Origin of the sequence: Cereibacter sediminicola (assembly GCF_007668225.1) — a bacterium.
GTDB lineage: Bacteria > Pseudomonadota > Alphaproteobacteria > Rhodobacterales > Rhodobacteraceae > Cereibacter_A > Cereibacter_A azotoformans.
On record NZ_VDEK01000002.1, the window covers coordinates 33,515 to 55,058 of the forward strand.

Below are 21,544 nucleotides of genomic sequence, written 5' to 3' on the forward strand. Positions count from 1 at the left end.
CATTGCGGGGCGCCGCCCTCCTCCTGCGCCGCCTTGGCGCCATGCTCGGCACCGCCCTGTGCCTGAGCCTGCTCGTCTTCTGGCTGACCCACCTGCCCCCGAACCTCGAGAAGCTCGCCAAGTCGCAAGGCTCGGCCCGCATGTCCGATGCCGAGGTGGCAAGCTGGCTGGAACGCTCCGGCTTCGACCGGCCGCTCCCCGTGCTCTATGGCGAGTGGCTGGGCGTGCTGCCGCGCGCCGGTTGCGGCCATTGCGGCGTGATGCAAGGCGAGTGGGGCCAGTCCACCGTCTTCCGCCAGCCGGTCGGCGCGGTGATCCTGCGCAGTCTTGCGGCGACGGGGTGGCTCATGCTGTGGGTGATGGCGGTGATGGTTCCGACGGCGCTGGCCCTCGGGGTGCTGGCCGGGATGCGCGAGGGCTCGAGGACGGACCGCACGATCTCGGTGGCGACGATCCTCACGGCGGCGACGCCCGAATATGTCTCGGGCGTGGTGCTCGTGGCGCTGTTCGCCTCGGCCACGGCGGGGCTGTCGCCGCTGCTGCACGAGGCGGGCTGGATCGAGAGGCGCACGCTGTTCCAGGGCACCGCCTCGGGGGCGATGACGCGCATCACCTTCTGGAACTTTGCCCTGCCGGTGGCGACCATCGCGCTCTATGGCACGGGCTACATCGCGCGCATTACCCGCGCCTCGATGGCCGAAGTGATGGCGCAGCCCTACATCCGCACCGCCCGGCTGAAGGGCGCGGGCCTCGCGCGGATCGTGCTGGTCCATGCGCTGCGCAACGCGCTCGTGGCGCCGGTCACGGTGATCCTGCTGCAGCTTCCGTGGCTGCTGAACGGTGTGGTGATCGTCGAGACGCTGTTTGCCTACAAGGGCTTCGGCTGGACGCTGGTGCAGGCGGCGGGCAACAACGACATCGCCCTTCTGCTCGGCTGCTCGGTCGTGGCGGTGACGCTGGTGCTGGCGACGCAGGCGCTGTCCGATCTGGCCTACCGCGCGCTGAACCCGCGGCTGAGGGTGGGCTGATGGAGACGCTGGGCTGGCTCGAGATCCTCGGCCGGATGGCGCTGCGCTTTGCGCCCGTCTGGGCGGGCCTTGCGCTGGTTTTGGGGGCGGGGTTTGCGCTGCGCGGGCGGCTGGGGCTGGCCGGCCGCCTCTTCGGCAACGGGATCGGGCTGGCCGGGCTGACGATCGTGCTCTTCTGGCTCCTGACCGCGCTCTTTGCGGATCTGATCGCCACGCACGATCCGCTGGCGCAGCTGTCGGGGCTGAAGAACGCAGCTCCCGGCAGTCCCGCGCCGGGCTCCGCCTATCCGTTCTACCTGCTCGGCGGCGACAGCCTCGCGCGGGACAGTTTCAGCCGGATGGTCGCGGGCGCGCGCCGGGTGCTGGCGATCGCCCCGGCGGCCACGCTCTGCGCGATGGCGGTGGGCGTGCTGCTCGGGCTGCCCGCGGGCTACGTCGGCGGAAGGCTCGACGCCGCGCTCTCCTTTCTGGCCAATCTCGTGCTGGCCTTCCCGGTGATCCTGCTCTTCTACCTTCTCGTCACGCCCGAGATCCGCGAGACCGCCCTGCCGCGGACGTTCGCGGCGCTGCTGTTCCTGTTCCCGCTCGTGTTCCTCCTCCTCCTCTGGCACAGCCGATACCGCACGCGGGCAAGGCCGTGGGCGGTGGGGATGATCCCGATCCTCGGCCTGGGTCTCTGGATGTGGTCGGGGCTGGCGCTTGATGCCGATCCGCTTGGGGTCTGGCGGCTGGAACCGGGGCTGCTCACCGTCTTCGTGGCCGTGGTCTTCGTGAACGCGCCCACCGCCTTCCGCATCGTGCGGGGCCTCGCGCTCGATCTGAGGGCGCGCGACTATGTCGCCGCCGCCCGCACGCGCGGCGAGGGCCCCTGGTTCATCATGCTGTGGGAGATCCTGCCGAACGCCCGCGGGCCGCTGATCGTCGATGCCTGCCTGCGGGTCGGCTACACGACCATCCTTCTCGGAACGCTTGGCTTCTTCGGCCTCGGCGTCTCGCCCGAGAGCCCGGACTGGGGCTCGACCATCAATGACGGGCGCCGGTTTCTCGCGATCTACCCTCATGCGGCCGTGGTGCCGGCGCTGGCGCTGATGAGCCTCGTGCTCGGCCTCAACCTTCTCGCCGATGCGCTGCGCGAGGAGAGCCTGCATGACTGAGCCCGTCCTGCGCCTCGACGGGCTGACGGTCAGCTTCGGCACCCGTCGCGGCCGGTTTCCCGCGGTCGAGGATCTGTCGCTTGCGATCGCGCCGGGCGAGGTGCTGGGGCTTGTGGGCGAATCCGGCAGCGGCAAGAGCACGGTGGCGCTGGCCGTGATGGGCGATCTGGGCCCCGCGGGCCGGATCGACCGGGGAAGCCTCCGCTTCGAGGGGCGCGAGCTTGCGGGCCTGGGCGAGCGGGCGCTGCGCCCGATCCGCGGCGCGGGCATCGCGATGGTGGGCCAGGAGCCGATGGCGGCGCTGAACCCTTCGATGCGGATCGGCGCGCAACTGGCCGAGGTGCCGCGCCTGCACGCCCGCGTCTCGCGCGCCGAGGCCCGCGCGGCCGCCCGCCGGGCCGTCGAGGAGGTGCGCCTGCCCGATCCCGACCGCATCCTCGACAGCTACCCTCACCAGCTTTCGGGCGGGCAACTCCAGCGGGTCGCCATCGCCATGGCGCTGATGGCCCGCCCGCGGCTGCTGATCCTTGACGAGCCGACGACGGCGCTCGACGTGACGGTCGAGGCGGGGATCGTCGCGCTGCTGCGCGAGATCCGGCAGGAGCACGGGACGTCGATGCTCTTCATCGGGCACAATCTGGCGCTCATGGCCGGGATCTGCGACCGGATCGCGGTGCTCTATTCCGGGCGGCTGGTCGAGAGCGCGCCGGCGCCGCGGCTGTTTGCCTCCCCACGCCATCCCTACACACGCGCGCTGCTGCGGGCGCTGCCAAGGATCGAGGGCGCGCGCCGCCCTCCGGTGCCGCTGGCGGGCGGCCAGCCCCTGCCCCACGAACGTCCGCAGGGCTGCGCCTTTGCCCCCCGCTGCGGCCACGCGCAGGGCGGCCGGTGCGACGTGACGCCGGTGCCTCTCGAGACCGCCGGGCCGGACGAGACGGTGCGCTGCCTGCGCTGGCGCGAGATCCGCGAGGCCCCCTGCGTGGCCGAGCCGCTGCCAGAGGCCCGCCCCGGCCCCGCGGTGCTGGAGGTCGAGGGGCTGGCCCGCCGCTTCCGCACGGCCCGCGGCACGGTTCATGCGGTGGAGGGGGTGAGCTTTGCCGCCCTTGAGGGCGAGACGCTCGCCATCGTCGGGGAATCCGGCTGCGGCAAGAGCACGCTCGCCCGGCTCATCATGGGGCTTGACCGGCCCGACGCGGGGCGGATCCGGCTGACGGGGGTCGAGGTGCAGGACCGGCCGGCGGGGCGGAGGCCCGCGGCGCTGACCGCGGCGATGCAGATGGTGTTCCAGAACCCCGCCGACACGCTCAACCCCTCGGCGCCGGTCGGGCGGCAGGTGATGCGCGCGCTGGAGCTGTTCCGGGGCACCGACTCTGCAGCAAACCTCCGCACCCGGCTGTCCGAGCTGTTCGGCCTCGTCCGCCTGCCCGAGTCACTGGCCGCACGGATGCCGCGGCAACTGTCGGGCGGGCAGAGGCAGCGGGTTGGGATCGCCCGGGCGCTGGCCGGGGATGCGGCGATCCTCGTGGCGGACGAGCCGGTGTCGGCCCTTGATGCGAGCGTGCAGGCCGCCGTGATCGAGACGCTGCTCGCGTTGCAGCGGAGCCGGCGGGCCACGCTCCTCTTCATCAGCCACGACCTCGCGCTGGTGCGGCAGATCGCGGACCGGGTGATGGTGATGTATCTCGGCCGGGTGTTGGAGATCGGGCCGGCCGCGCAGGTCTTCGGCCCGCTCGCCCATCCCTACACCAGGGCGCTTCTCGCCGCCGCCCCGCGCTCCGATCCGGCGGCGGCCCTGCGCCCCGCCCCGGCCGGAGACCCGCCCTCGGCCCTCGATCCGCCGTCCGGCTGCCCGTTCCACACCCGCTGTCCCCGACGGGCCGAAGTGCCCGGCACGCTCTGCACCGACCGCCTGCCGCCGCTGGCCGAGGTCGCGCCGGGCCACACGATCCGGTGCCACCTCGCGCCCGAGGAGTTGCGCAAGCAGCCGCCGGATGAGGAAAGGCGCCCTGCGGCGCCTCTCACTCCTTCTTGCCGAGGTGCTTCCTGAGCCGCGAGGGCGTGCGGAACTTGCGCTCCTTGAACGGGTTCTTGTCGCCCTGCCCGCGCATGGTCAGCCGGATCGGCGTGCCGGGCATGTCGAAGTGATCCCGCAGGCCGTTCACGAGGTAGCGGCGATAGCTGTCCGGCATCTCGTCGGGGTGCGAGCACATGACCACGAAGCCCGGCGGGCGGGTCTTGACCTGCGTCATGTAGCGCAGCTTGATCCGCCGCCCGCCGGGCGCCGGCGGCGGATGCGCCTCAACCATCGCGCCCAGCCAGCTGTTCAGCCGCGCGGTGGTGATCCGCCGGTTCCAGATGTCATGCGCCTTCAGGATCGCAGCATGCAGCCGGTCGAGCCCACGGCCCGTTTTGGCCGAGACCGTCACCAGCGGCGCGCCGCGCAGCTGCGGCAACAGCCGGTCGAACATCTCCTTGAGTTCGGCGAGCTTTTCCTGCTTCTCGCCCTCGAGGTCCCACTTGTTGACCGCGACGACGACCGCCCGGCCCTCGGTCTCGGCAAAGTCGGCGATGCGCAGATCCTGCTGCTCGAATGGGATCTCGACATCGAGAAGCACCACCACCACCTCGGCAAAGCGCACCGCGCGCAGGCCATCGGCGACCGACAGCTTTTCCAGCTTGTCCGAGATCCGCGCCTTCTTGCGCATGCCGGCGGTGTCGAAAATGCGGATCGGCGTGCCCTGCCATTCCGAGCGAACCGAGATCGCGTCGCGAGTGATGCCGGCCTCTGGCCCGGTCAGAAGCCGGTCCTCGCCGATGATCTTGTTGATGAGGGTGGATTTGCCCGCGTTCGGCCGCCCGATCACCGCGATCTGCAGCGGGCGCTTGACGGTGGGCTTGTGCGCATCGGGATCGGCCTCGAGATCGGCCTCCTCTTCGGACACGTCCACATCGACCACCGGCGCGTCGGCGGCGGCGCGCTCGGCAAAGCCCTCGGCGATCGGGCGCAGGATGTGGTAGAGATCGTCCATCCCCTCGCCGTGCTCGGCCGAGAGGCGCACCGGCTCTCCCAGCCCCAGCGACCAGGCCTCGATCGCGCCGGCGTCGCCCGCGCGGCCCTCGGCCTTGTTCACGCCAAGGATCACATGGGCGTTCTTCTTGCGCAGGATGTCGGCAAAGACCTCGTCCGAGGGGGTCACGCCCACGCGGCCGTCGATCAGGAACAGGCAGACGTCGGCCATCTCCACCGCGCGCTCGGTCAGGCGGCGCATCCGGCCCTGAAGGCTGTCGTCGGTCACCTCCTCCAGTCCCGCCGTGTCGATCACGGTGAAGCGCAGGTCAATGAGCTTGGCATCGCCCTCGCGCAGGTCGCGCGTGACGCCGGGCTGGTCGTCCACCAGCGCCAGCCGCTTGCCGACAAGGCGGTTGAACAGGGTGGACTTGCCGACGTTGGGGCGGCCGACAATGGCGAGGGTAAAGCTCATCGATGCCTCCGAAGGCGGCTTGGGCAGGTCAAGCCCGGGTCCCTAGCAGGAACAACGCTCAGCGGAAAGCGAGAAGTTTCCCGTTGGCCGCGACGACATAGAGCGTTCCCCCTGCAAGCGCCGGCTGCGCCGCCGCCCCGCCCGGCAGTTCGACCGAGCCGACAAGCGCACCGTCCGCCGGGTTGAAGAAGCGCACCAGCCCGTCCGACGAGGCCACGAGGAGGCGCCCGCCCGCCAGCACGGGGCCGTAATGGGCGGTGATCCCCTTGCGCCGCTTGGGCGTGGCATTTTCCCAGTAGGGCATGTCCACCGACCAGATCACCGAGCCGGTCGCCGCGTCGAGCCGCACGAGCCGCGCCTCGTCCGAGACGAGGAAGACCGAGCCGCCCGCCACGGCCACCGGCGCAAGGGCGCCCTCGTCGGCCGACCACAGCGTCTCGCCCGACGCTGCGGACATCGCAAGAGTCCGCCCCGCCGAGCTGCCGACATAGATCGTGCCGCCCGAAACGACCGGATCGCCGGTGATGTCGCGGAAGCCGGTGTAGGCGCGCCCGAGCCGTTCGCCCGCCACCTGCGACGACCAGACCTGCGATCCGCCCTCACGCAGGACGGCGATCATCTGACCGCTGTTGAAGGGGAAGAGCACCGTGCCGCCCGCCATCGCCGGGGCCGAGCCGCCGATCATGCCGGTGCTGGAGGGTGCCCCCGGAAGCTGCCAGCGGACGCGCCCGTTCGAGGCGTCGATCGCCCAGGCCGAGCTGTCGCGGCCGGTGACATAGACCGTGTCGCCCTCGACCATCGGCGCGCCCGTGGCCGGGGCGCCGAGCTTCTGGCGCCAGAGAACCGCGCCCGTGGCGGGATCGAGCGCCACCAGCTCACCAAAGCCTGTCGTCGCGAAGAGGCGTCCGGCGCCGTAGGCGAGCCCGCCGCCGGACATGGCCGTGGCCCTGTCGGAGGGCGGCGTGATGTCCACCCGCCAGAGCTGCGCGCCGCCCGTCGAAGTGGCCTGAACGTCGCTCATGGCGTCCATGGTGAAGACGCGCCCCTCGGCCACGATCGGGGCGGCCGAGATCCGGTTGCGGCGGCTGTTGCCCGCGCCGATGTCGCTGCTCCAGACCAGCTGCGGCGCGGCGGACAGGCTTGCATGCGGCGCGAGATGGGCCGAATTGCCCCCCCGTTGCGGCCAGGAGGCGTTCGCCGTGGCAGCCGGCAGCGCCACAGGCAGCGACCGGTTGGCGCTGAGGCCACTGCGGTCCGCGGGTGTCGGATTGCCCTCGGTCGGCACGCTCGCCTCGAGCGGCGCGCGAACGTCGAACCGCTCGCCCGGAAGGATCAGTTCGCGCTCGCCGCAGGCGCCGAGCAGGCCAAGAAGCGCAAATCCCGTGACCGCAGCCGTCCGCTTCACCGTGAAACCCCTCTTCAAGTCCCTGCCCGTCCCCTTGTTGCCGGTCTCAGCCGGCCTGGGTTCCGCCGCCCAGCGCGGTGATCATCTGTTCGGCGCGCCGGCGAAGACCCTGCGGCGCTTCCTGATCCTGCGTGAGGCTGCGGAGCGTCTCGATGGCCCGCGCAGGCTCGCCCGCCTCGATCTCGAGATAGGCCATCTGCTCCAGCGCAAGCGCGCGGTAGGGCCGTCCCGGCGCGGCGATCCCGTCGAGGGCGGCGCGGCGGTCGGCCACCGGCAGCTCGGCCCCGCCGAGGATCACCCGGCGCAGCACCGCGAGGTCGCGATAGACCGGCGACAGCGTGGCGTTGGCGGCCACACGCTCCAGCGCGGCCATGGCGGCCGCCCGATCGCCCGCGGGATCCGACGCGGCCATCAGATCGCGCAGCGCGGCCCGGTCGCCAGCCGCCGGAACGGCCTCGACCGCCGCCCGGCGCGCGGCCGCATCCGGCGCCTCGAGCGCCTCCAGCAGCGCGTCGCCGAAGGCCTGCGACTCGGCCCGGTGCTGCGCCTTCTGCCACTCGACAAAGGCCGCCCCGCCGACGATCGCCAGAACGATGACCAGAGCGATCCAGCCATAGCGGCGGAAATAGCCGAACAGCCGCTCGCGGCGGACCTCCTCGGTCACCTCGTCGATGAAACTCTCGGGGTTGCTCAAGGCCCTCTCCCTCGCTGGTGCCTTCGTCTTACACGCAAGGCGAAGGGCTTGCCAAGCCCCGCTCCCGGCCGGCACGCCGTCATCGGCAAGGCCCGGCAGGGCCATCCGCACCGGCCGGGCCGGGCCTCCGCCGCGGCCCGGCCGTCGCGAGCGGCCCCTGTCAAGCGCGCCGCGCTGGACAATCCGCCGCAGGCGGGGCAATGGTGGCCGGCCCCAGCGACCGGACCTGAAAAATGCCTCCCCAGCAACATCTTCCCGCCGCCACCCTCTGGATGGCGGGTGCCATCACGTCCTTCTCGGCCATGGCGGTCTCGGGCCGCATGGTTTCGGGCGTGCACGACACGTTCGAGATCATGGCCTGGCGCTCGCTGGTGGGGCTGGCCGTGGTGGGCCTCTGGGCCATGGCCGCCGGGCGGATGGCCGAGATCCGCACCGACCATTTCGGGCGGCATCTCGTGCGGAACCTGTGCCATTTCACCGGGCAGAACCTCTGGTTCTGGGCGCTGGGCCTGATCCCCCTCGCGCAGGTGATCGCGCTGGAGTTCACCTCGCCGATCTGGGTCATCCTGCTGTCGCCGCTCCTGCTCGGAGAGCGGATCACAAGGATGCGCGCTCTCTCGACCGTCGTGGGCTTCACCGGGATCCTCGTCGTCGCCCGGCCCGACTTTGCGCAGATGGACGTGGGGGTGCTTGCCGCTGCGGGCTCGGCCATCTTCTTCGCGGGCTCGATCATCCTGACCAAGCGCCTGACGCGCCATGAGTCGATCGTTTCGATCATGTTCTGGCTCACGCTGATCCAGGCGGTGCTCGGGATCGCCTGCACCCTTGCCGACGGCGAGACCACCTGGCCCACGCTCACCTCGGGCTTCTGGCTGGTGATGATCGGCCTGTCGGGTCTGGCCGCGCATCTCTGCCTGACCCAGGCGCTCTCGCTGGCCACGGCCGGGTTCGTGGTGACGGTGGATTTCCTGCGGCTGCCAGTCTTTGCGATCCTCGGCATGATCCTCTTTGCCGAGCCGCTCGATGCGATGGTTATCCTCGGCGGCGGCGTGATCCTGCTGGCCAACTGGATCAGCATCCGGGCCGCCGCTGGGGCGCCGCAGCCACAGCGGGCGAAGTGACATTTCGTTCCGCGGCGTCAGTGATTGACCGAAAGGTGAGGGATCGGAAAGATGATCCGGCAAGCGGAGGAGCGGAAATGAAAAAGATCGCGGGAGCATTGGGAGGGCTGGCGCTGAGCGCCGGCGCGGCCTCGGCCGGGGACATCGAGCGCTCGACACAGAGCGTGGGCATCCTGTTCGAGGAAGGCCGGTATGTCGAGCTGACCTACGGCTTCGTCAAGCCGGATGTCAGCGGGAACATTCCGAACTCGCCGTTCCAGTCCGGGAACATGGCCGGAAACTTCTCGACATGGTCACTTGCCTACAAGCAGGCTCTCGGATCGAACATGGACATCGCGCTGGTGCTCGACCAGCCGATCGGCGCCGATGTGGACTATCCGGGAGGCATCTACCCGCTCGCCGGAACCACGGCGGAACTGCGGTCCAACGCGGTGACCGCGCTCCTGCGCTACAAGTTCGACAATGACGTGTCGCTCTACGGTGGCCTTCGCGCCCAGTCGGTAAAGGGCAAGGCGAACATCCTGTTCGACATCTATCAGGCGGGCAACTACGTCGCGACGACGGACTACAATCTCGAGACCAATACCGACTATGCCTTCGGCTATGTGGTGGGCGTCGCCTGGGAAAAGCCCGAAATCGCCGCTCGCGTCGCCCTCACCTACAATTCGGCGATCGACCATACGCTCGAGGCCGACGAGACGGGAACGAACGCGGCCTTCGGCGACCGCGCCGGCGTGAGCGAGTTCGATACGACCGTGCCGCAGTCCGTGAACCTCGAGTTCCAGACCGGGATTGCGCCGGACACGCTGCTCTTCGGCTCGGTCCGCTGGGTGGACTGGACCGAGTTCCTGATCGATCCCGAGATCTACCAGTATTACTTCCCGGGCGTTCCGCTGGTGGCTTACGAATCCGACCGCTGGACCTACACGCTGGGTCTCGGCCGTCGCTTCACCGAGAAATGGTCGGGTGCGGTGACGGTCTCCTACGAACCGAAAACCGGAGATGACACCGGCAACCTCGGGCCCAACGACGGGTTCCGGTCGATCGGCATCGGCGCCACCTACACGCACGAGAACATGAAGATCACGGGCGGCATCCGCTATGTGGAACTCGGCAGCGCCACCACGCGCGGGGTGGGCGCCAAGTTCGATGACAACGAGGCTCTGGCCGCCGGCATCCGGGTTGGCTTCACCTTCTGATCTTCTCGATCGTGCCGGCGCGGGGCCCCTTGCGGGGCCCTTTTGCGATCCGAGGGCGGCATCGGGCAAGCCGCCTTCCGACGCCCGGCCCGACGTCGCATCTCCCAGATTTCGCGTGAACTGCCGCGCCCGGCGCTGTAACAGGGGCGCGATCCGAGGCAGGGGACGCGAGATGATCTACAGGACCGGGGCGGAATGGCGGGCGGCACAGGCCAAGCGGGTGCTGCTGTTCGGCATGTCGGGCCTGGGAAAGACCCATGTCTCGACGCTGCTTCGCGACAGCGGCGACTGGTTCCACTACTCGGTCGATTACCGCATCGGCACCCGCTACATGGGCGAGCATATCGCCGACAACTTCAAACGCGAGGCGATGAAGGTCCCGTTCCTGCGCGAGCTGCTGCGGACCGACTCGGTCTATATCGCCTCGAACATCACCTTCGACAATCTGGCCCCGCTCTCGACCTACCTCGGCAAGCCCGGCAACCCCAACCGCGGCGGCCTCGCCTTCGCCGACTATCTCGAACGACAGGGCCAGCATCGCGAGGCCGAGGTGGCGGCGCTGCACGACACGCAACGCTTCATCCGCCGCGCCACCGAGATCTACGGCTACCAGAACTTCGTCTGCGACTCGGGCGGCTCGATCTGCGAGGTGGTGGACCCCGACAATCCGAACGATCCGGTGATGTCGGATCTGGCCGGCAACCTGCTGATGGTCTGGATCAAGGGCTCCGAGGCCCATACGGCCGAACTGGTCCGCCGCTTCGACAAGGCGCCGAAGCCGATGTATTACCAGCCGGCCTTCCTCCGTGCCGCCTGGACCGACTACCGCGTCGAGAAGGGCCTGACCGAAGAACAGGTCGATCCCGACGACTTCATCCGCTGGACCTATGCCCGCGCCCTCGCCCACCGTCAGCCGCGCTACGCGGCGATGGCGCGCTGGGGCATCACGGTGACCGCGGAAGAGGTGGCCGAAGCCGGGGATGCTCATGCCTTCGTCGAGCTGATCGCCCGGACACTGGACAGAGCCAGGACCGAGGCCTAGAACCCGCCCTCCCGGAGAGAGACGCCCATGCCGATCACCCTGCCCGCCACCCTGCCCGCCTTCGACGTGCTGACCCACGAGGGCGTCATGGTGATGACACCGGAGCGGGCGGCCCGGCAGGACATCCGTCCGCTGCGCATCGGGCTTCTGAACCTGATGCCCAAGAAGATCCAGACCGAGAACCAGTTCGCCCGGCTGATCGGCGCGACGCCCCTGCAGATCGACTTCCAGCTGATCCGCATGACGGAGCATCAGACGAAGAACACCGCCGCCGAGCACATGGCCGCCTTCTACCGCCCCTTCCAGGAGGTGAAGCACGAGAAGTTCGACGGGCTGATCATCACCGGCGCCCCGATCGAGCATCTCGATTTCTCGGAGGTCACCTACTGGGACGAGCTTTGCGAGGTGATGGACTGGACCCAGACCCACGTCCATTCCACCTTCGGCGTCTGCTGGGGCGGCATGGCGATGATCTACCACTTCCACGGCGTGCCGAAGCACATGCTGGCCGCCAAGGCCTTCGGCTGCTTCCGTCACCGCAACGTGGCGCCCGTCTCGCCCTATCTGCGCGGCTTCTCGGACGATTTCGTGATCCCCGTCAGCCGCTGGACCGAGATGCGGCAGGACGAGATCGACGCGGCGCCGGGCCTGCGCACGCTGCTCGCCTCGGACGAGGTGGGCCCCTGCCTCGTCGAGGATGCGGGCCACCGCGCGCTCTACATCTTCAACCATTTCGAATATGACAGCGACACGCTGAAGCAGGAGTATGATCGCGACATCGGCAACGGAAAGCCGATCAACGTGCCGCGCAACTATTATCCCAACGACGATACGACAAAACCGCCGCTGAACAGGTGGAGAAGCCACGCCCACCTCCTATATGGGAACTGGATCAACGAGATCTATCAGTCCACCCCGTATGACATTCAGCAGATTGGCCGTTAGTCTCCTCATCGCCGGAACGCTTGCGCTCGGAGGCTGCGGCGCCGCCGTCTCTCAGCGTGCCTCGGACCGCGAGGCGGTGGCCGAGGCCTCCTTTCCGCCCACCGGACAGCTTCTCGAGGTGGATGGCCACCGGATCCACGCCCATGTCGAGGGACGCGGGCCGGACCTCGTGCTGATCCACGGCGCCTCGGGCTCGACCCGTGACTTCACCTTTTCCTTCGTCGAGCAGATGAAGGGGCGCTACCGGGTGATCGCCCTCGACCGGCCCGGCCTCGGCTGGTCGGACGATATCGGGCCGGACGGGACCAGCCCGCTCGTGCAGGCGGATGTGCTGCGCAAGGCCGCCGCACAGCTCGGCGTGCGCCGGCCCATCGTGCTCGGCCATTCCTACGGCGCCGCGGTGGCGCTGGCCTGGGGCCTGCGCGATCCGGGCAACACGGCGGCCATCGTGACGGTCTCGGGCGCGGTGATGCCCTGGCCGGGCGATCTCGGCCCGCTCTATTCGCTCACGGCCAGCAGCTTCGGGCAGGCGGCGGTGGTGCCGCTCATCTCGGCCTTCGTCTCACCCGACCGGGCCGACCGCATCGTGGGGCAGATCTTCGCGCCCCAGAAGGTGCCGCCGGGCTATTCGGACTATTTCGGGGTGGGCCTTTCGCTGCGCCGCGAGAGCTTCCGCATCAACGCCCGCCAGGTGACCGGTCTCAAGCCCTACCTCAGGCTCATGGAGCCGAATTACCCCAAGCTGCCGATGCCGGTCGAGATCCTGCACGGCGGCGACGACCGCGTCGTGCCGGTCGAGATCCACGCCCAGCCTCTGGGCCGGCTGATACCGGGCGCGCGTGTCACGATTCTCGAGGGGATCGGCCACATGCCGCACCATGTGGCGCCAGACGCCGTGGCCGCCGCCATCGACCGCGCCGCCTCCCGGGCCGGATTGCGCTGAGGCCGGGCTTGGCCATACTGCCGCCAGAGAGGGAGGATCCGATGGAGCTGCCGTTTGACGGGGCGATCAGTCACTACTTCCGCGCCGAGGCCCCCCGGCACATCCGCGAGGCGATCAGCGACGCGTCGGACGAGGAGGTACTCGACGCCTCCTATCCCTACCGGACGCTGATGAAGAAGAAATCCTACGCCGAGCGGATGGAGGATCTGCAGACGCAACTCGTGCGCCTTCAGGCCGATGTGAAGGCGTCGGGCAAGCGCATCGTGGTCGTCTTCGAGGGCCGGGACGCATCCGGCAAGGGCGGCACGATCAAGGCCGTGACCGAGAACCTCAATCCGCGCGTGGCCAATGTGGTGGCGCTGCCCGCCCCCTCGGACCGCGAGGCGGGGCAATGGTATTTCCAGCGTTACGTGGACTGGCTGCCCGCGGGCGGCGAGATCGCGCTCTTCGACCGCAGCTGGTACAACCGGGGCGTGGTCGAGAAGGTCTTCGACTTCTGCACCGAGCGCCAGCGCGAACAGTTCTTCTGTCAGCTTCCCGGCTTCGAGGAGATGCTCGTCGAGGACGGGATCACGCTCGTCAAGCTCTGGCTCAATGTCAGCCGCGCCGAGCAGCTCCGCCGTTTCCTCGCCCGCGAGCAGGACCCGCTGAAACAGTGGAAGCTCTCGTGGATCGACATCGAGGGGTTGAAGAAGTGGCAGGACTACAGCGATGCGATCGAGGACACACTCAGCCGCAGCCACTCCGGCACCGCGCCCTGGACGGTGATCCGCTCGGACGACAAGCGCCGGGCACGAATCGCGGCGATCCAGACGATCCTGCGCGCGGTCCCCTTCGACGGCCGCAGGGACGAGCTGATCGGCACGCCCGACCCCGCGATCTGCGGCGGCCCCGACCTCTGGAGCGACGGCCGCGGCCGATCATGAGCAAGCGCGGCTACCATCACGGCAACCTCCGCCAGGCCCTGGTCGAGGCGGCGCTCCGGCTCATCACCGAAAAGGGGCCTCAGGGCTTCACCCTGTCCGAGGCGGCCAAGGCGGCCGATGTCACGCCGGCTGCGGTCTATCGCCATTTCGCCGGACGCGACGAGCTGATCGCCGAAGCGGCTCGGCAGGGCTACGAGATCTTCGGCGCGCTGATGGACTATGCCTACGACGAGGGCCGCCCCTCGGCGCTCGCGGCCTTCGAGGCGACGGGGCGGGCCTACCTCGCCTTCGCGCGCAAATATCCCGGCCACTACATGGCCATGTTCGAAAGCGGGATCTCCCTCCAGTCGAACCCCGAGCTTGCGGCCGCCGCCCAGGGGGCGCGGGACGTGCTCGAGCGGGCGGCGACGCGCCTGTCCGAACATATCCCACCCGAAAAGCGCCCGCCGCCCGCGATGTTCTCGGCCCATGTCTGGGCCCTCAGCCACGGAGTCGTCGAGCTCTTCACCCGCGGCGCCCCCGGTGCCAAGTCCCCGTTTCCGCCCGAGGATCTGCTCGAGGCCGGGATCGGCATCTATCTGCGCGGCCTGGGCCTGCTGCCCCCCGATCGCTGAAGGCCCCGGCCCTTTCACTCCGTCCAAATATCCTCGGGGGGTCCGGGGGGCAGACAGCCCCCCGGCGCGATCCCACGGCCGACCGCCCACCCAGTTGGCCCGACGGCAACCACCGCCTTCAGCGGAACAGGACGATGGCCCCCGGACTCCAGCCGACGCGCGTGCGGGCCCCGATCTCGAGCACCGGCCGGCCGAAGACATTGCGCATCGAGATGCGGATCGGCGCTTCCGTCCCGTCCAGGCGCACGTCGTAATAGGTCATGTCGCCGTAATAGACGACCTCATCGACGGTCCCCATCGCCTCCCGGTCCGCCTTCTGGCCCTCGAACAGCATGGTGGCCGTCTCGGGGCGGAAGCCGACCGAGCTGCCCGTGCCCGAGGCCGCACCGGGCGCCTGGCTCGGGTCGAGCAGCATCCGCCCGAGCCCCTGCGCCTCGACCTCGATCCCCTGCTCGCTCTCGGACAGGATCCGCGCCGGCAGGAAGTTCATCGTGCCGATGAAATCCGCCACCTTGCGCGAGTTGGGCCGCCGGTAGAGCGTCTCGGGATCGGCGAGCTGCGCGATCTCGCCCTCGAACATGACGGCGATCCGGTCGGACATGACCAGCGCCTCTTCCTGGTCGTGGGTCACCAGGATGAAGGTGATGCCCACCTGGCGTTGCAGCTTGATCAGCTCCACCTGCATCTGCTCGCGCATCTTCTTGTCGAGGGCCGAGAGCGGTTCGTCCAGCAGCAGCACCTTGGGCTTCAGGATCAGCGCGCGGGCCAGCGCCACCCGCTGCCGCTGGCCGCCCGAGAGCGCATGGGCCGCCCGCGCGCCGTAGCCGCGCAGCCCCACCATCTCCAGCGCCTCGCCCACGCGGCGATTCAGTTCCTCCCTCGCCAGCCTGGCGCGGCGCAGGCCGAAGCCCACGTTCTCGGCCACCGTCAGGTGCGGAAAGATCGCATAGCTCTGGAACACCATGTTGGTCGGCCGCTTGTTTGCGGGCACGCCCTCCATGTGCCGGCCGTCGATCATCACGGCGCCCGAAGAAATCTCCTCGAACCCCGCGATGGTGCGCAGGAGCGTGGTCTTGCCGCAGCCCGAGGGGCCCAGAAGCGAGAAGAACTCGCCCGCCCGGATCGTCGCCGTGATGCCGCGCAGCGCGTGGTAGTCGCCGTAGTATTTGTGGACGTCGCGGAACTCGATCATCGTGGGTTTCGCGGCAGCGGTCACAGGAAGCCTCCGGTATCCTTGGCGCCGGAACGGGCAAGGCCACGGCGGCGGAAATATTCGGCACTGGCGAGCAGCACGATCGAGCAGGCGACGAGCACCGTTCCGAGCGCCATGATGACGGGCACCGCCTGCGGAAAGCGGAACTGCGAAAAGATGTAGATCGGCAGCGTGGGCTGGGTGCCCGCGAGGAAGAAGGCGATGATGAACTCGTCGAGGCTGATGGTGAAACTGATCAGCAGCGACGAGATGATCCCCGGCATCACCAGCGGCAGGATGATCAGCCGGAAGGTCGAGATCCCGGTCTCACCCAGGTCATAGGCGGCCTCCTCGAGCGAGCGGTCGAGCGACTGGAAGGCCGAGGTCAGGATCGCGATGGTGAAGGGCGTGCAGATCAGCACATGCCCGAGGATCACGGTGACGATCGACAGGTTGATCCCCAGCCCGAGCAGCACCACCAGCAGCGAGACCGCCACGATGATCTCGGGCAGCACCAGCGGCAGCATGATGAGGCCCATGACGCTCCCCTTGCCGGGGAAGTGGTAGCGCGTCGAGGCGCGCGCCGCAAAGACGCCGAGTGCGGTCGAGATGACCGAGGCCGAGGCCGCGATGATCAGGCTGTTCTTCACCGCCAGCCACAGCGTCGGCTGGTTGGCCGCGGCCACGAACCACTTGGTGCTGAAGCCCGTCAGCGGAAAGGCGATGACCGTGCCCTCGTTGAAGGCAAAGAGCGGCAGCAGGATGATCGGCGCATAGAGGAAGATCAGGTAGGCCAGCGCATAGATCCGAAACCCGCCCCCCTTCATTTCGGCCCCCGGAGGAAGCGGCGGTTCAGGAACAGGAAGATCAGGCTCACCACCGTGACGATGCTCATGGCCGAGACGGCGATGGCCGAACCCAGCGGGTAGTTGTCGAGTTTCAGATACTGGAGCTGGATGAGGTTCGCCACCATCCGCCCCTCGGGCCCGCCCACCAGTTGCGGGGTCACATAGTCGCCGATGGTCGGGATGAACACGATCAGCACCGAGGCGATCACCCCTGGCATCGCCAGCGGAAGCGTCACCCGCCAGAAGGTCATCAGCTTCGATTCCCCCAGATCCTGCCCGGCCTCGAGCAGCGAGCGGTCGATCTTCTCCAGCGCGACGAAGATCGGCAGGATCGCGAAGGGCGCGTAGGCGTGGGCGAGCGTGATCACCACAGCGTTGACGTTGTAGAGGATGAAGGTCAGCGGCTCGTCGATGATCCCGAGGCCGAGAAGCCCCGAGTTGATCACCCCGTTGAAGCCGAGGATCACCTTCCACAGGAAGACGCGGATCAGGTAGCTGGTCCAGAACGGAATGGTGATCAGGAACAGCCAGAGCGACTTGCGCTCGGGCGCGACATGGAACGAGACGAAATAGGCCACCGGGAAGGCCAGCAGCACGGTCACCGTCGTCACCGCCATCGCCACGCCGAGCGAGCGCAGCATCACGCTGCGGTAAAGCTCGTTCGTCCAGGCCTCACGATAGTTGGCCAGCGTGAACTCGCGGATGATCTCGAGATAGCCGTCGGTCAGAAAGCTGTAGACCAGGATCGTCCCCAGCGGCGCCGCCAGCAGCAGGATCGCATAGAGGGCGGGTGGTCCCACGAGAAGATAGCCATGAGCCGCCTCGGACCGACGCAAGCGACTCCACCGCGTTTCCTGCTCCATCGCGCCCCCGTTCCGCCGTGCCTCGAACTTCTGGCATAGCTCGCGGGCCAAGGGAAGAGACTCGGGGGTAGCCAGGCCGTCACACCGGAAGCTCGGAGGGGGGAGACGCCAGCAGGCGCGAGAGCCGATCGACCGCCGCTTCCAGCCGGGCGCGCGGCACCTGCCCCGCAATGGCCAGCCGCACCCCGTTCGGCGAGCGGCCATGCACCAGCGCATATTCATCGGCCGAGCGCAGCAGCACGCCCTCGCTTTCGGCGGTGCGCGTGAAGCTCGAGGTGCGCCAGCCGACCGGCAGCCGCAGCCAGACGAAGGGCAGCCCCGGCTGCCAGGACAATTCGTGCGCGCCAAGTCCGTTCACCACGGCCTGCAGGCGGTCGGCGAAGGCGCTCTGGACCCGGCGGCGGATCTCGGCGGCCTGCCCGCTCTGGAACAGGTCGAGGCAGAGGTCCGACACCGGCCGGCCAAGCGCGAAGAAGGCGTGCTGCGCGGTCAGCCGCCCCGCCTCGCCGCGCCCCGTCGGGCACAGGATGTAGCCAAAGCGCAGCGCCGCCGACACGGTCTTGGAGAGGCTGCCCACATACCAGGTCCGCTCGGGCGCCAGCGCGCGCAGGGCGGGAAGGGTGCTTTCGGCCACGGTGTAGCAATCGTCCTCGATGATCTGAAGCTCGTGCCGGCGGGCGATGGCGACGATCTCGGCGCGCCGCTCCTCGGGCATCCGGGCCGCGGTGGGGTTCTGCGCCTCGGTCGTCACACAAAGGACCTGCGGCCCGTGCTTGCGGCAGCAGGCTTCCAGCGCATCCGGGCGCAGGCCGTGCTGGTCAAGCTCCACCCCCACCACCTCGGCCCGAGCCAGCCGCGCCGCATGGCGGAAGCCGGGATAGGCAAGCTCTTCCGTCAGCACCACGGGCCGGTCCCCCCGCAGGCAACAGAGCATCACCAACCCGATGGCGCTCTGCCCGCCATGGGTGAGGGCGATGTCCTCGGGGACGATCGGCCCCAGCACCCGGTCGGCCAGCCAGTCGCGCACCGCCGCGCGCAGCGCCGCCTCTTCGCGCTGGGTCGGATAGTCGCGCCAGTCACCGCCCAGCCCGGCCGCCACCCGCTTCAGGGCCTCGGAGAACAGCGGCATCTGCCCCACGTCCGGCAACTGCGGCGAACGGAGATCGAGCAGACCCGGCGCCTCCTGCGGATCGCGCTCGACAAACAGCTCCTGCGTCGGACCGAGCCTCGGCTCGGCGGCCGCAACGAAGGTGCCACGTCCCACCGTCGCCGCGAGCAACCCCTCCTGCGTCGCCAGCTGATAGGCGCGCGAGACGGTGCCCGGCGTGACCGAGAGCGTCCAGGCCAGATCGCGCACCGTCGGAAGCTGCGCGCCGGGCTTCAGCCGGCCCCTTCGGATGGCGTCCCGCAAGGCGCGGGTCAGGGCGAGATACTTTGGACCGGGATATTGTGCCAGATCCGGCCGCCATATTGTATCAGTCACAATGTTCCTCTGGAGCGAGTCAATTCAACTTTGTATGCTTTCATTAGTTGATGCAGTGCATTGTATCAATACAAAGGTGTTCCGATGACTCGTGCGATCCTGCAAATCCCGCCCGCCCTGATCCTGAACCGGCCCCTGCCGCCGCTTGCGCGCGCCCTGTTCGGCCTCGGCCTGCTGGTGCTTCGCTGGGAAGAGCGACGTCAGACGCGGCTCGGGCTCTCGCGGCTCGACCCGCACCTGCTGCGCGACATCGGCCTGACCGCGCGCGCCGCCGAGATCGAGGCGTCAAAGCCCTTCTGGCAGGAGTGATCCTGCCCAACAGTCCCCATGACTGGACCGGGCCCTGCCCGGTCTTTTTGTTGATGGGGCCCACGCCACCAACACGCAAAAAGGCCCGCCAGGAGGCGGGCCTTTCCGAAAGAGCGTGCCGAAGGATCAGCGCTTCGAGAACTGGAAGCTGCGGCGGGCCTTCGCCTTGCCGTATTTCTTCCGCTCGACGACGCGGCTGTCGCGGGTCAGGAAGCCCGCGGCCTTGAGGGCGGCGCGGAGCGAGGGTTCATAGAGCTGCAGCGCCTTCGAGATGCCATGCTTGACCGCACCGGCCTGGCCCGAAAGACCGCCGCCCGCGACGGTCGCCATCACGTCGAACTGACCCGTCACATTGGCAACGGTGAAGGGCTGGCGCAGGATCATCTGCAGCACGGGACGGGCGAAATACTCGTCCATCGGCTTGCCGTTGACGGTGACCTTGCCCGAACCCGGCTTGATCCAGACGCGGGCAACCGCGTCCTTGCGCTTGCCGGTGGCGTAGGAGCGGCCGAGCGAGTCACGCACCGGCTCGCGCGTGACGGCGGCTTCGGCCACCGGGGCGTCGCCAACGACCGATTTCAGATCGTCGAGGGATTTGATGTCGGCCATGGCTTACGCGCTCCGGGTGTTCTTCGGGTTCAGCGACGCGACGTCGAGAACGGTGGGCTGCTGCGCTTCGTGCGGATGCTCGGCGCCGGCATAGACGCGCAGGTTGGTCATCTGCTGACGGCCGAGGCTGTTGCGCGAGATCATGCGCTCGACGGCCTTGATCACCACGCGCTCGGGGTGGGCGCCGTCCAGCACCTGGGCGGCGGTGCGGAACTTGATGCCGCCCGGGTGGCCGGTGTGCCAGTAGTAGCGCTTGTCGGCGCGCTTGTTGCCCGTCATCTGCACCTTGTCGGCGTTGATGATGATGACATTGTCACCCATGTCCATGTGGGGGGTGAAGGTCGGCTTGTTCTTGCCGCGCAGGATGTTAGCGACGATCGTGGCGAGACGGCCCAGAACCACGCCTTCGGCGTCGATCAGGATCCATTTCTTCTCGATATCCGCCGGGGTAGCGGTGAAGGTTTTCATCGGGAATTCCTGGAATGGAGCGAGGGCAGCCCCCGCGAATTCGGATGCGGCTGTTTCCGGCATTTCGCCGTGCAGGTCAAGAGGATCGCGCGCGGAATAAGCCTGTCATTTCAATGGTCTGCAAAATAGGTATCCAGATACCCCTCCCCAAGTCGTTCCGCAGCGCCGGAAAACCGCGCGTCCCTTCTGCGGATTCTCCGCCCGCGGACGCCGCTACTTCAGGATCGGCGGACGCTCGGGATCCATGCCCGGCGCGGCGGGGACATGTTCCTCGCGCAGCTCCGGGGTCGCCGGCACGGGCAAGTCGAACCGCAGCCCCACACGGGCCATGGCGCCCGCGGCCGCGTCTCCTTCGGCGAGGAAGGCCACGTCGAGCGTCCCCGCCTCGAGCCCCGAGAAGGTCAGCGCCTCCGAGACCGCGCGCGCCAGCGCCGGCTGTGCCCCGTCGGGGGCGGAGACGAAGGCCAGCATATGTCCCTCGCGCCCGTCATCGTAACGCACGGCCGCAAGCAGGGCGTGGGCCGCAAGCCCCCCCGCACGGGCAAGCTTGCCATCCAGCGCCGAGACGAGCGGCTCGGGCAGTCGCGGCGGGGCAAAGCCTGCGGGACGGGCCTCGGCCTCGGAGGGCGCATGAGCGATGGTTTCCGCAAGCCAGTCCACCGCCTCGGGCGGCAGCAGCATGGCCGAGGGCGCATCGCCGAGGTTGAGCCCCAGTCCGACCCCCTGCCCGGCCAGCAGCCCCGCCACCACACGCCCCGGCAAGGCGGCGTAGGGCGCGGGCACGCCGGTGAAGGCCGCCAGCCGCTCTTCGAGGTCGAAGGCGAGGACCACGGGCCCTTCCTCCAGCTCGAACAGTTGCGGGGTCAGGGTCTCATCCTCGGGCTCGCTCTCGAGCAGCAGGAACAGCTCACCATCCGCCAGTTGCCCGTAGAAGCGCAGCCGCGCGGCATCGTCCCCGGGGGCCGCTTCCATCGCTTCATGCGCCTGGTCGAGAGGGGTCATCACGGCACTCTTCCTGATCTGAGGGATCGGATGTCCCTAGTGCCTTGGTCGCGTCCGGGCAAGATGGTCCGACAGCGAGAGAAGGCGTGACCGTGGAAGCCTGCGCCGGACAAGCGAAGGGGCGGCTCGCTCCCGCCGCCCCTTCGTCTTCTTGCCGACAATCATTTCGTTATGGAATGAATACGTTCAAAAGTTTGGGCACTACTCTTAGTGATAA

Annotated in this window: 21 protein-coding genes; 11 read left to right on the forward strand and 10 right to left on the reverse strand. The window is 68.8% G+C overall.

Annotated elements, in window-relative coordinates; all coding sequences use genetic code 11:
- Nucleotides 1-2 precede the first annotated feature (2 nt).
- Genes FG154_RS01495 through FG154_RS01505 form a run of 3 tightly spaced genes read left to right on the forward strand, consistent with a single transcriptional unit; the run spans nucleotide 3 to nucleotide 4,229 of the window.
- Entirely contained in the window at nucleotides 3-1,028 is a 1,026-nt protein-coding gene (locus tag FG154_RS01495; protein ID WP_145103694.1) for an ABC transporter permease, read from the forward strand.
- Entirely contained in the window at nucleotides 1,028-2,182 is a 1,155-nt protein-coding gene (locus FG154_RS01500; RefSeq protein WP_145103695.1) for an ABC transporter permease, read from the forward strand. The genes FG154_RS01495 and FG154_RS01500 overlap by 1 nt, the downstream gene beginning before the upstream one ends.
- Nucleotides 2,175-4,229 (forward strand): dipeptide ABC transporter ATP-binding protein, encoded by a 2,055-nt coding sequence (locus FG154_RS01505; protein WP_145103697.1) that lies wholly within the window; start codon nucleotides 2,175-2,177, stop codon nucleotides 4,227-4,229. The genes FG154_RS01500 and FG154_RS01505 overlap by 8 nt, the downstream gene beginning before the upstream one ends.
- On the opposite strand, the gene der is transcribed toward FG154_RS01505, so the two are convergent.
- The 3 genes from der to FG154_RS01520 are packed head-to-tail and all read right to left on the reverse strand — an operon-like array spanning nucleotide 4,201 to nucleotide 7,763.
- Nucleotides 4,201-5,664, reverse strand: coding sequence for a ribosome biogenesis GTPase Der (gene der / locus FG154_RS01510; protein WP_145103699.1), 1,464 nt, complete (start codon nucleotides 5,662-5,664; stop codon nucleotides 4,201-4,203). The genes FG154_RS01505 and der overlap by 29 nt on opposite strands.
- 58 nt (nucleotides 5,665-5,722) lie before the next feature.
- Nucleotides 5,723-7,069: an outer membrane protein assembly factor BamB family protein gene (locus FG154_RS01515; protein ID WP_145103701.1), complete on the reverse strand. Its 1,347-nt coding sequence runs from the start codon at nucleotides 7,067-7,069 to the stop codon at nucleotides 5,723-5,725.
- A gap of 46 nt (nucleotides 7,070-7,115) precedes the next feature.
- Nucleotides 7,116-7,763, reverse strand: a complete 648-nt coding sequence (locus tag FG154_RS01520) for a hypothetical protein (RefSeq protein ID WP_145103703.1) — start codon at nucleotides 7,761-7,763, stop codon at nucleotides 7,116-7,118.
- Nucleotides 7,764-7,996: 233 nt separating this feature from the next.
- Here FG154_RS01520 and FG154_RS01525 point away from each other — a divergent pair, with 233 nt between their 5' ends.
- The 7 genes from FG154_RS01525 (at nucleotide 7,997) to FG154_RS01555 (ending at nucleotide 14,553) form a co-directional block, all read left to right on the forward strand.
- Nucleotides 7,997-8,884 carry a DMT family transporter gene (locus tag FG154_RS01525; protein ID WP_145103705.1) on the forward strand — a complete coding sequence of 296 codons (888 nt, stop codon included), beginning with the start codon at nucleotides 7,997-7,999 and terminating at the stop codon, nucleotides 8,882-8,884.
- Nucleotides 8,885-8,961: 77 nt separating this feature from the next.
- Nucleotides 8,962-10,083: an outer membrane protein transport protein gene (locus tag FG154_RS01530; protein WP_145103707.1), complete on the forward strand. Its 1,122-nt coding sequence runs from the start codon at nucleotides 8,962-8,964 to the stop codon at nucleotides 10,081-10,083.
- A 172-nt stretch (nucleotides 10,084-10,255) separates the two neighbouring features.
- Nucleotides 10,256-11,125, forward strand: coding sequence for an ATPase (locus FG154_RS01535; protein WP_145103709.1), 870 nt, complete (start codon nucleotides 10,256-10,258; stop codon nucleotides 11,123-11,125).
- Between the two features lie 27 nt (nucleotides 11,126-11,152).
- Nucleotides 11,153-12,070: a homoserine O-acetyltransferase MetA gene (gene metA, locus FG154_RS01540; protein WP_145103711.1), complete on the forward strand. Its 918-nt coding sequence runs from the start codon at nucleotides 11,153-11,155 to the stop codon at nucleotides 12,068-12,070.
- Nucleotides 12,060-13,013: an alpha/beta fold hydrolase gene (locus tag FG154_RS01545; RefSeq protein WP_186312263.1), complete on the forward strand. Its 954-nt coding sequence runs from the start codon at nucleotides 12,060-12,062 to the stop codon at nucleotides 13,011-13,013. Before metA ends, FG154_RS01545 begins: the two co-directional genes overlap by 11 nt.
- 41 nt (nucleotides 13,014-13,054) lie before the next feature.
- Complete coding sequence (gene ppk2 / locus FG154_RS01550; protein WP_145103715.1) at nucleotides 13,055-13,939, forward strand: polyphosphate kinase 2; 885 nt, start codon at nucleotides 13,055-13,057, stop codon at nucleotides 13,937-13,939.
- Entirely contained in the window at nucleotides 13,936-14,553 is a 618-nt protein-coding gene (locus FG154_RS01555; RefSeq protein WP_145103717.1) for a TetR/AcrR family transcriptional regulator, read from the forward strand. The genes ppk2 and FG154_RS01555 overlap by 4 nt, the downstream gene beginning before the upstream one ends.
- Before the next feature lie 118 nt (nucleotides 14,554-14,671).
- Here FG154_RS01555 and FG154_RS01560 read toward each other — a convergent pair whose 3' ends face one another.
- The 4 genes from FG154_RS01560 to FG154_RS01575 form a co-directional block, all read right to left on the reverse strand.
- A complete protein-coding gene (locus FG154_RS01560) occupies nucleotides 14,672-15,769 on the reverse strand; it encodes an ABC transporter ATP-binding protein (protein WP_145103720.1) in 1,098 nt (365 codons plus the stop codon).
- Nucleotides 15,766-16,572 carry an ABC transporter permease gene (locus FG154_RS01565; RefSeq protein WP_145103722.1) on the reverse strand — a complete coding sequence of 269 codons (807 nt, stop codon included), beginning with the start codon at nucleotides 16,570-16,572 and terminating at the stop codon, nucleotides 15,766-15,768. The genes FG154_RS01560 and FG154_RS01565 overlap by 4 nt, the downstream gene beginning before the upstream one ends.
- The gene (locus tag FG154_RS01570; protein WP_011909133.1) at nucleotides 16,569-17,456 is read right to left on the reverse strand and encodes an ABC transporter permease; all 888 of its coding nucleotides are present in this window, start codon (nucleotides 17,454-17,456) and stop codon (nucleotides 16,569-16,571) included. Before FG154_RS01570 ends, FG154_RS01565 begins: the two co-directional genes overlap by 4 nt.
- 79 nt (nucleotides 17,457-17,535) lie before the next feature.
- Entirely contained in the window at nucleotides 17,536-18,939 is a 1,404-nt protein-coding gene (locus tag FG154_RS01575) for an aminotransferase-like domain-containing protein (RefSeq protein WP_145103724.1), read from the reverse strand.
- An 84-nt stretch (nucleotides 18,940-19,023) separates the two neighbouring features.
- Here FG154_RS01575 and FG154_RS01580 point away from each other — a divergent pair, with 84 nt between their 5' ends.
- The gene (locus FG154_RS01580) at nucleotides 19,024-19,248 is read left to right on the forward strand and encodes a DUF1127 domain-containing protein (protein ID WP_145103726.1); all 225 of its coding nucleotides are present in this window, start codon (nucleotides 19,024-19,026) and stop codon (nucleotides 19,246-19,248) included.
- A gap of 126 nt (nucleotides 19,249-19,374) precedes the next feature.
- Here FG154_RS01580 and rpsI read toward each other — a convergent pair whose 3' ends face one another.
- The 3 genes from rpsI to FG154_RS01595 all read right to left on the reverse strand — a co-directional run bounded on the left by rpsI (nucleotide 19,375) and on the right by FG154_RS01595 (nucleotide 21,327).
- Nucleotides 19,375-19,857: a 30S ribosomal protein S9 gene (rpsI, locus tag FG154_RS01585; RefSeq protein ID WP_011909136.1), complete on the reverse strand. Its 483-nt coding sequence runs from the start codon at nucleotides 19,855-19,857 to the stop codon at nucleotides 19,375-19,377.
- A gap of 3 nt (nucleotides 19,858-19,860) precedes the next feature.
- Complete coding sequence (gene rplM / locus FG154_RS01590; RefSeq protein ID WP_011909137.1) at nucleotides 19,861-20,325, reverse strand: 50S ribosomal protein L13; 465 nt, start codon at nucleotides 20,323-20,325, stop codon at nucleotides 19,861-19,863.
- 213 nt (nucleotides 20,326-20,538) lie between these two features.
- Nucleotides 20,539-21,327, reverse strand: coding sequence for an SseB family protein (locus FG154_RS01595; RefSeq protein WP_145103728.1), 789 nt, complete (start codon nucleotides 21,325-21,327; stop codon nucleotides 20,539-20,541).
- Nucleotides 21,328-21,544 lie beyond the last annotated feature (217 nt).

What these genes read in the sequence shown, in the direction of transcription:
- FG154_RS01500 (WP_145103695.1), top strand. Translation starts at nt 1,028, where the DNA reads ATGGAGACGCTGGGCTGGCTCGAGATCCTCGGCCGGATGGCGCTGCGC.
- FG154_RS01505 (WP_145103697.1), top strand. Translation starts at nt 2,175, where the DNA reads ATGACTGAGCCCGTCCTGCGCCTCGACGGGCTGACGGTCAGCTTCGGC.
- der (WP_145103699.1), bottom strand. Translation starts at nt 5,664, where the DNA reads ATGAGCTTTACCCTCGCCATTGTCGGCCGCCCCAACGTCGGCAAGTCC.
- FG154_RS01525 (WP_145103705.1), top strand. Translation starts at nt 7,997, where the DNA reads ATGCCTCCCCAGCAACATCTTCCCGCCGCCACCCTCTGGATGGCGGGT.
- FG154_RS01530 (WP_145103707.1), top strand. Translation starts at nt 8,962, where the DNA reads ATGAAAAAGATCGCGGGAGCATTGGGAGGGCTGGCGCTGAGCGCCGGC.
- FG154_RS01535 (WP_145103709.1), top strand. Translation starts at nt 10,256, where the DNA reads ATGATCTACAGGACCGGGGCGGAATGGCGGGCGGCACAGGCCAAGCGG.
- metA (WP_145103711.1), top strand. Translation starts at nt 11,153, where the DNA reads ATGCCGATCACCCTGCCCGCCACCCTGCCCGCCTTCGACGTGCTGACC.
- ppk2 (WP_145103715.1), top strand. Translation starts at nt 13,055, where the DNA reads ATGGAGCTGCCGTTTGACGGGGCGATCAGTCACTACTTCCGCGCCGAG.
- FG154_RS01555 (WP_145103717.1), top strand. Translation starts at nt 13,936, where the DNA reads ATGAGCAAGCGCGGCTACCATCACGGCAACCTCCGCCAGGCCCTGGTC.
- FG154_RS01565 (WP_145103722.1), bottom strand. Translation starts at nt 16,572, where the DNA reads ATGAAGGGGGGCGGGTTTCGGATCTATGCGCTGGCCTACCTGATCTTC.
- FG154_RS01570 (WP_011909133.1), bottom strand. Translation starts at nt 17,456, where the DNA reads ATGGAGCAGGAAACGCGGTGGAGTCGCTTGCGTCGGTCCGAGGCGGCT.
- FG154_RS01580 (WP_145103726.1), top strand. Translation starts at nt 19,024, where the DNA reads ATGACTCGTGCGATCCTGCAAATCCCGCCCGCCCTGATCCTGAACCGG.
- rpsI (WP_011909136.1), bottom strand. Translation starts at nt 19,857, where the DNA reads ATGGCCGACATCAAATCCCTCGACGATCTGAAATCGGTCGTTGGCGAC.
- rplM (WP_011909137.1), bottom strand. Translation starts at nt 20,325, where the DNA reads ATGAAAACCTTCACCGCTACCCCGGCGGATATCGAGAAGAAATGGATC.
- FG154_RS01595 (WP_145103728.1), bottom strand. Translation starts at nt 21,327, where the DNA reads ATGACCCCTCTCGACCAGGCGCATGAAGCGATGGAAGCGGCCCCCGGG.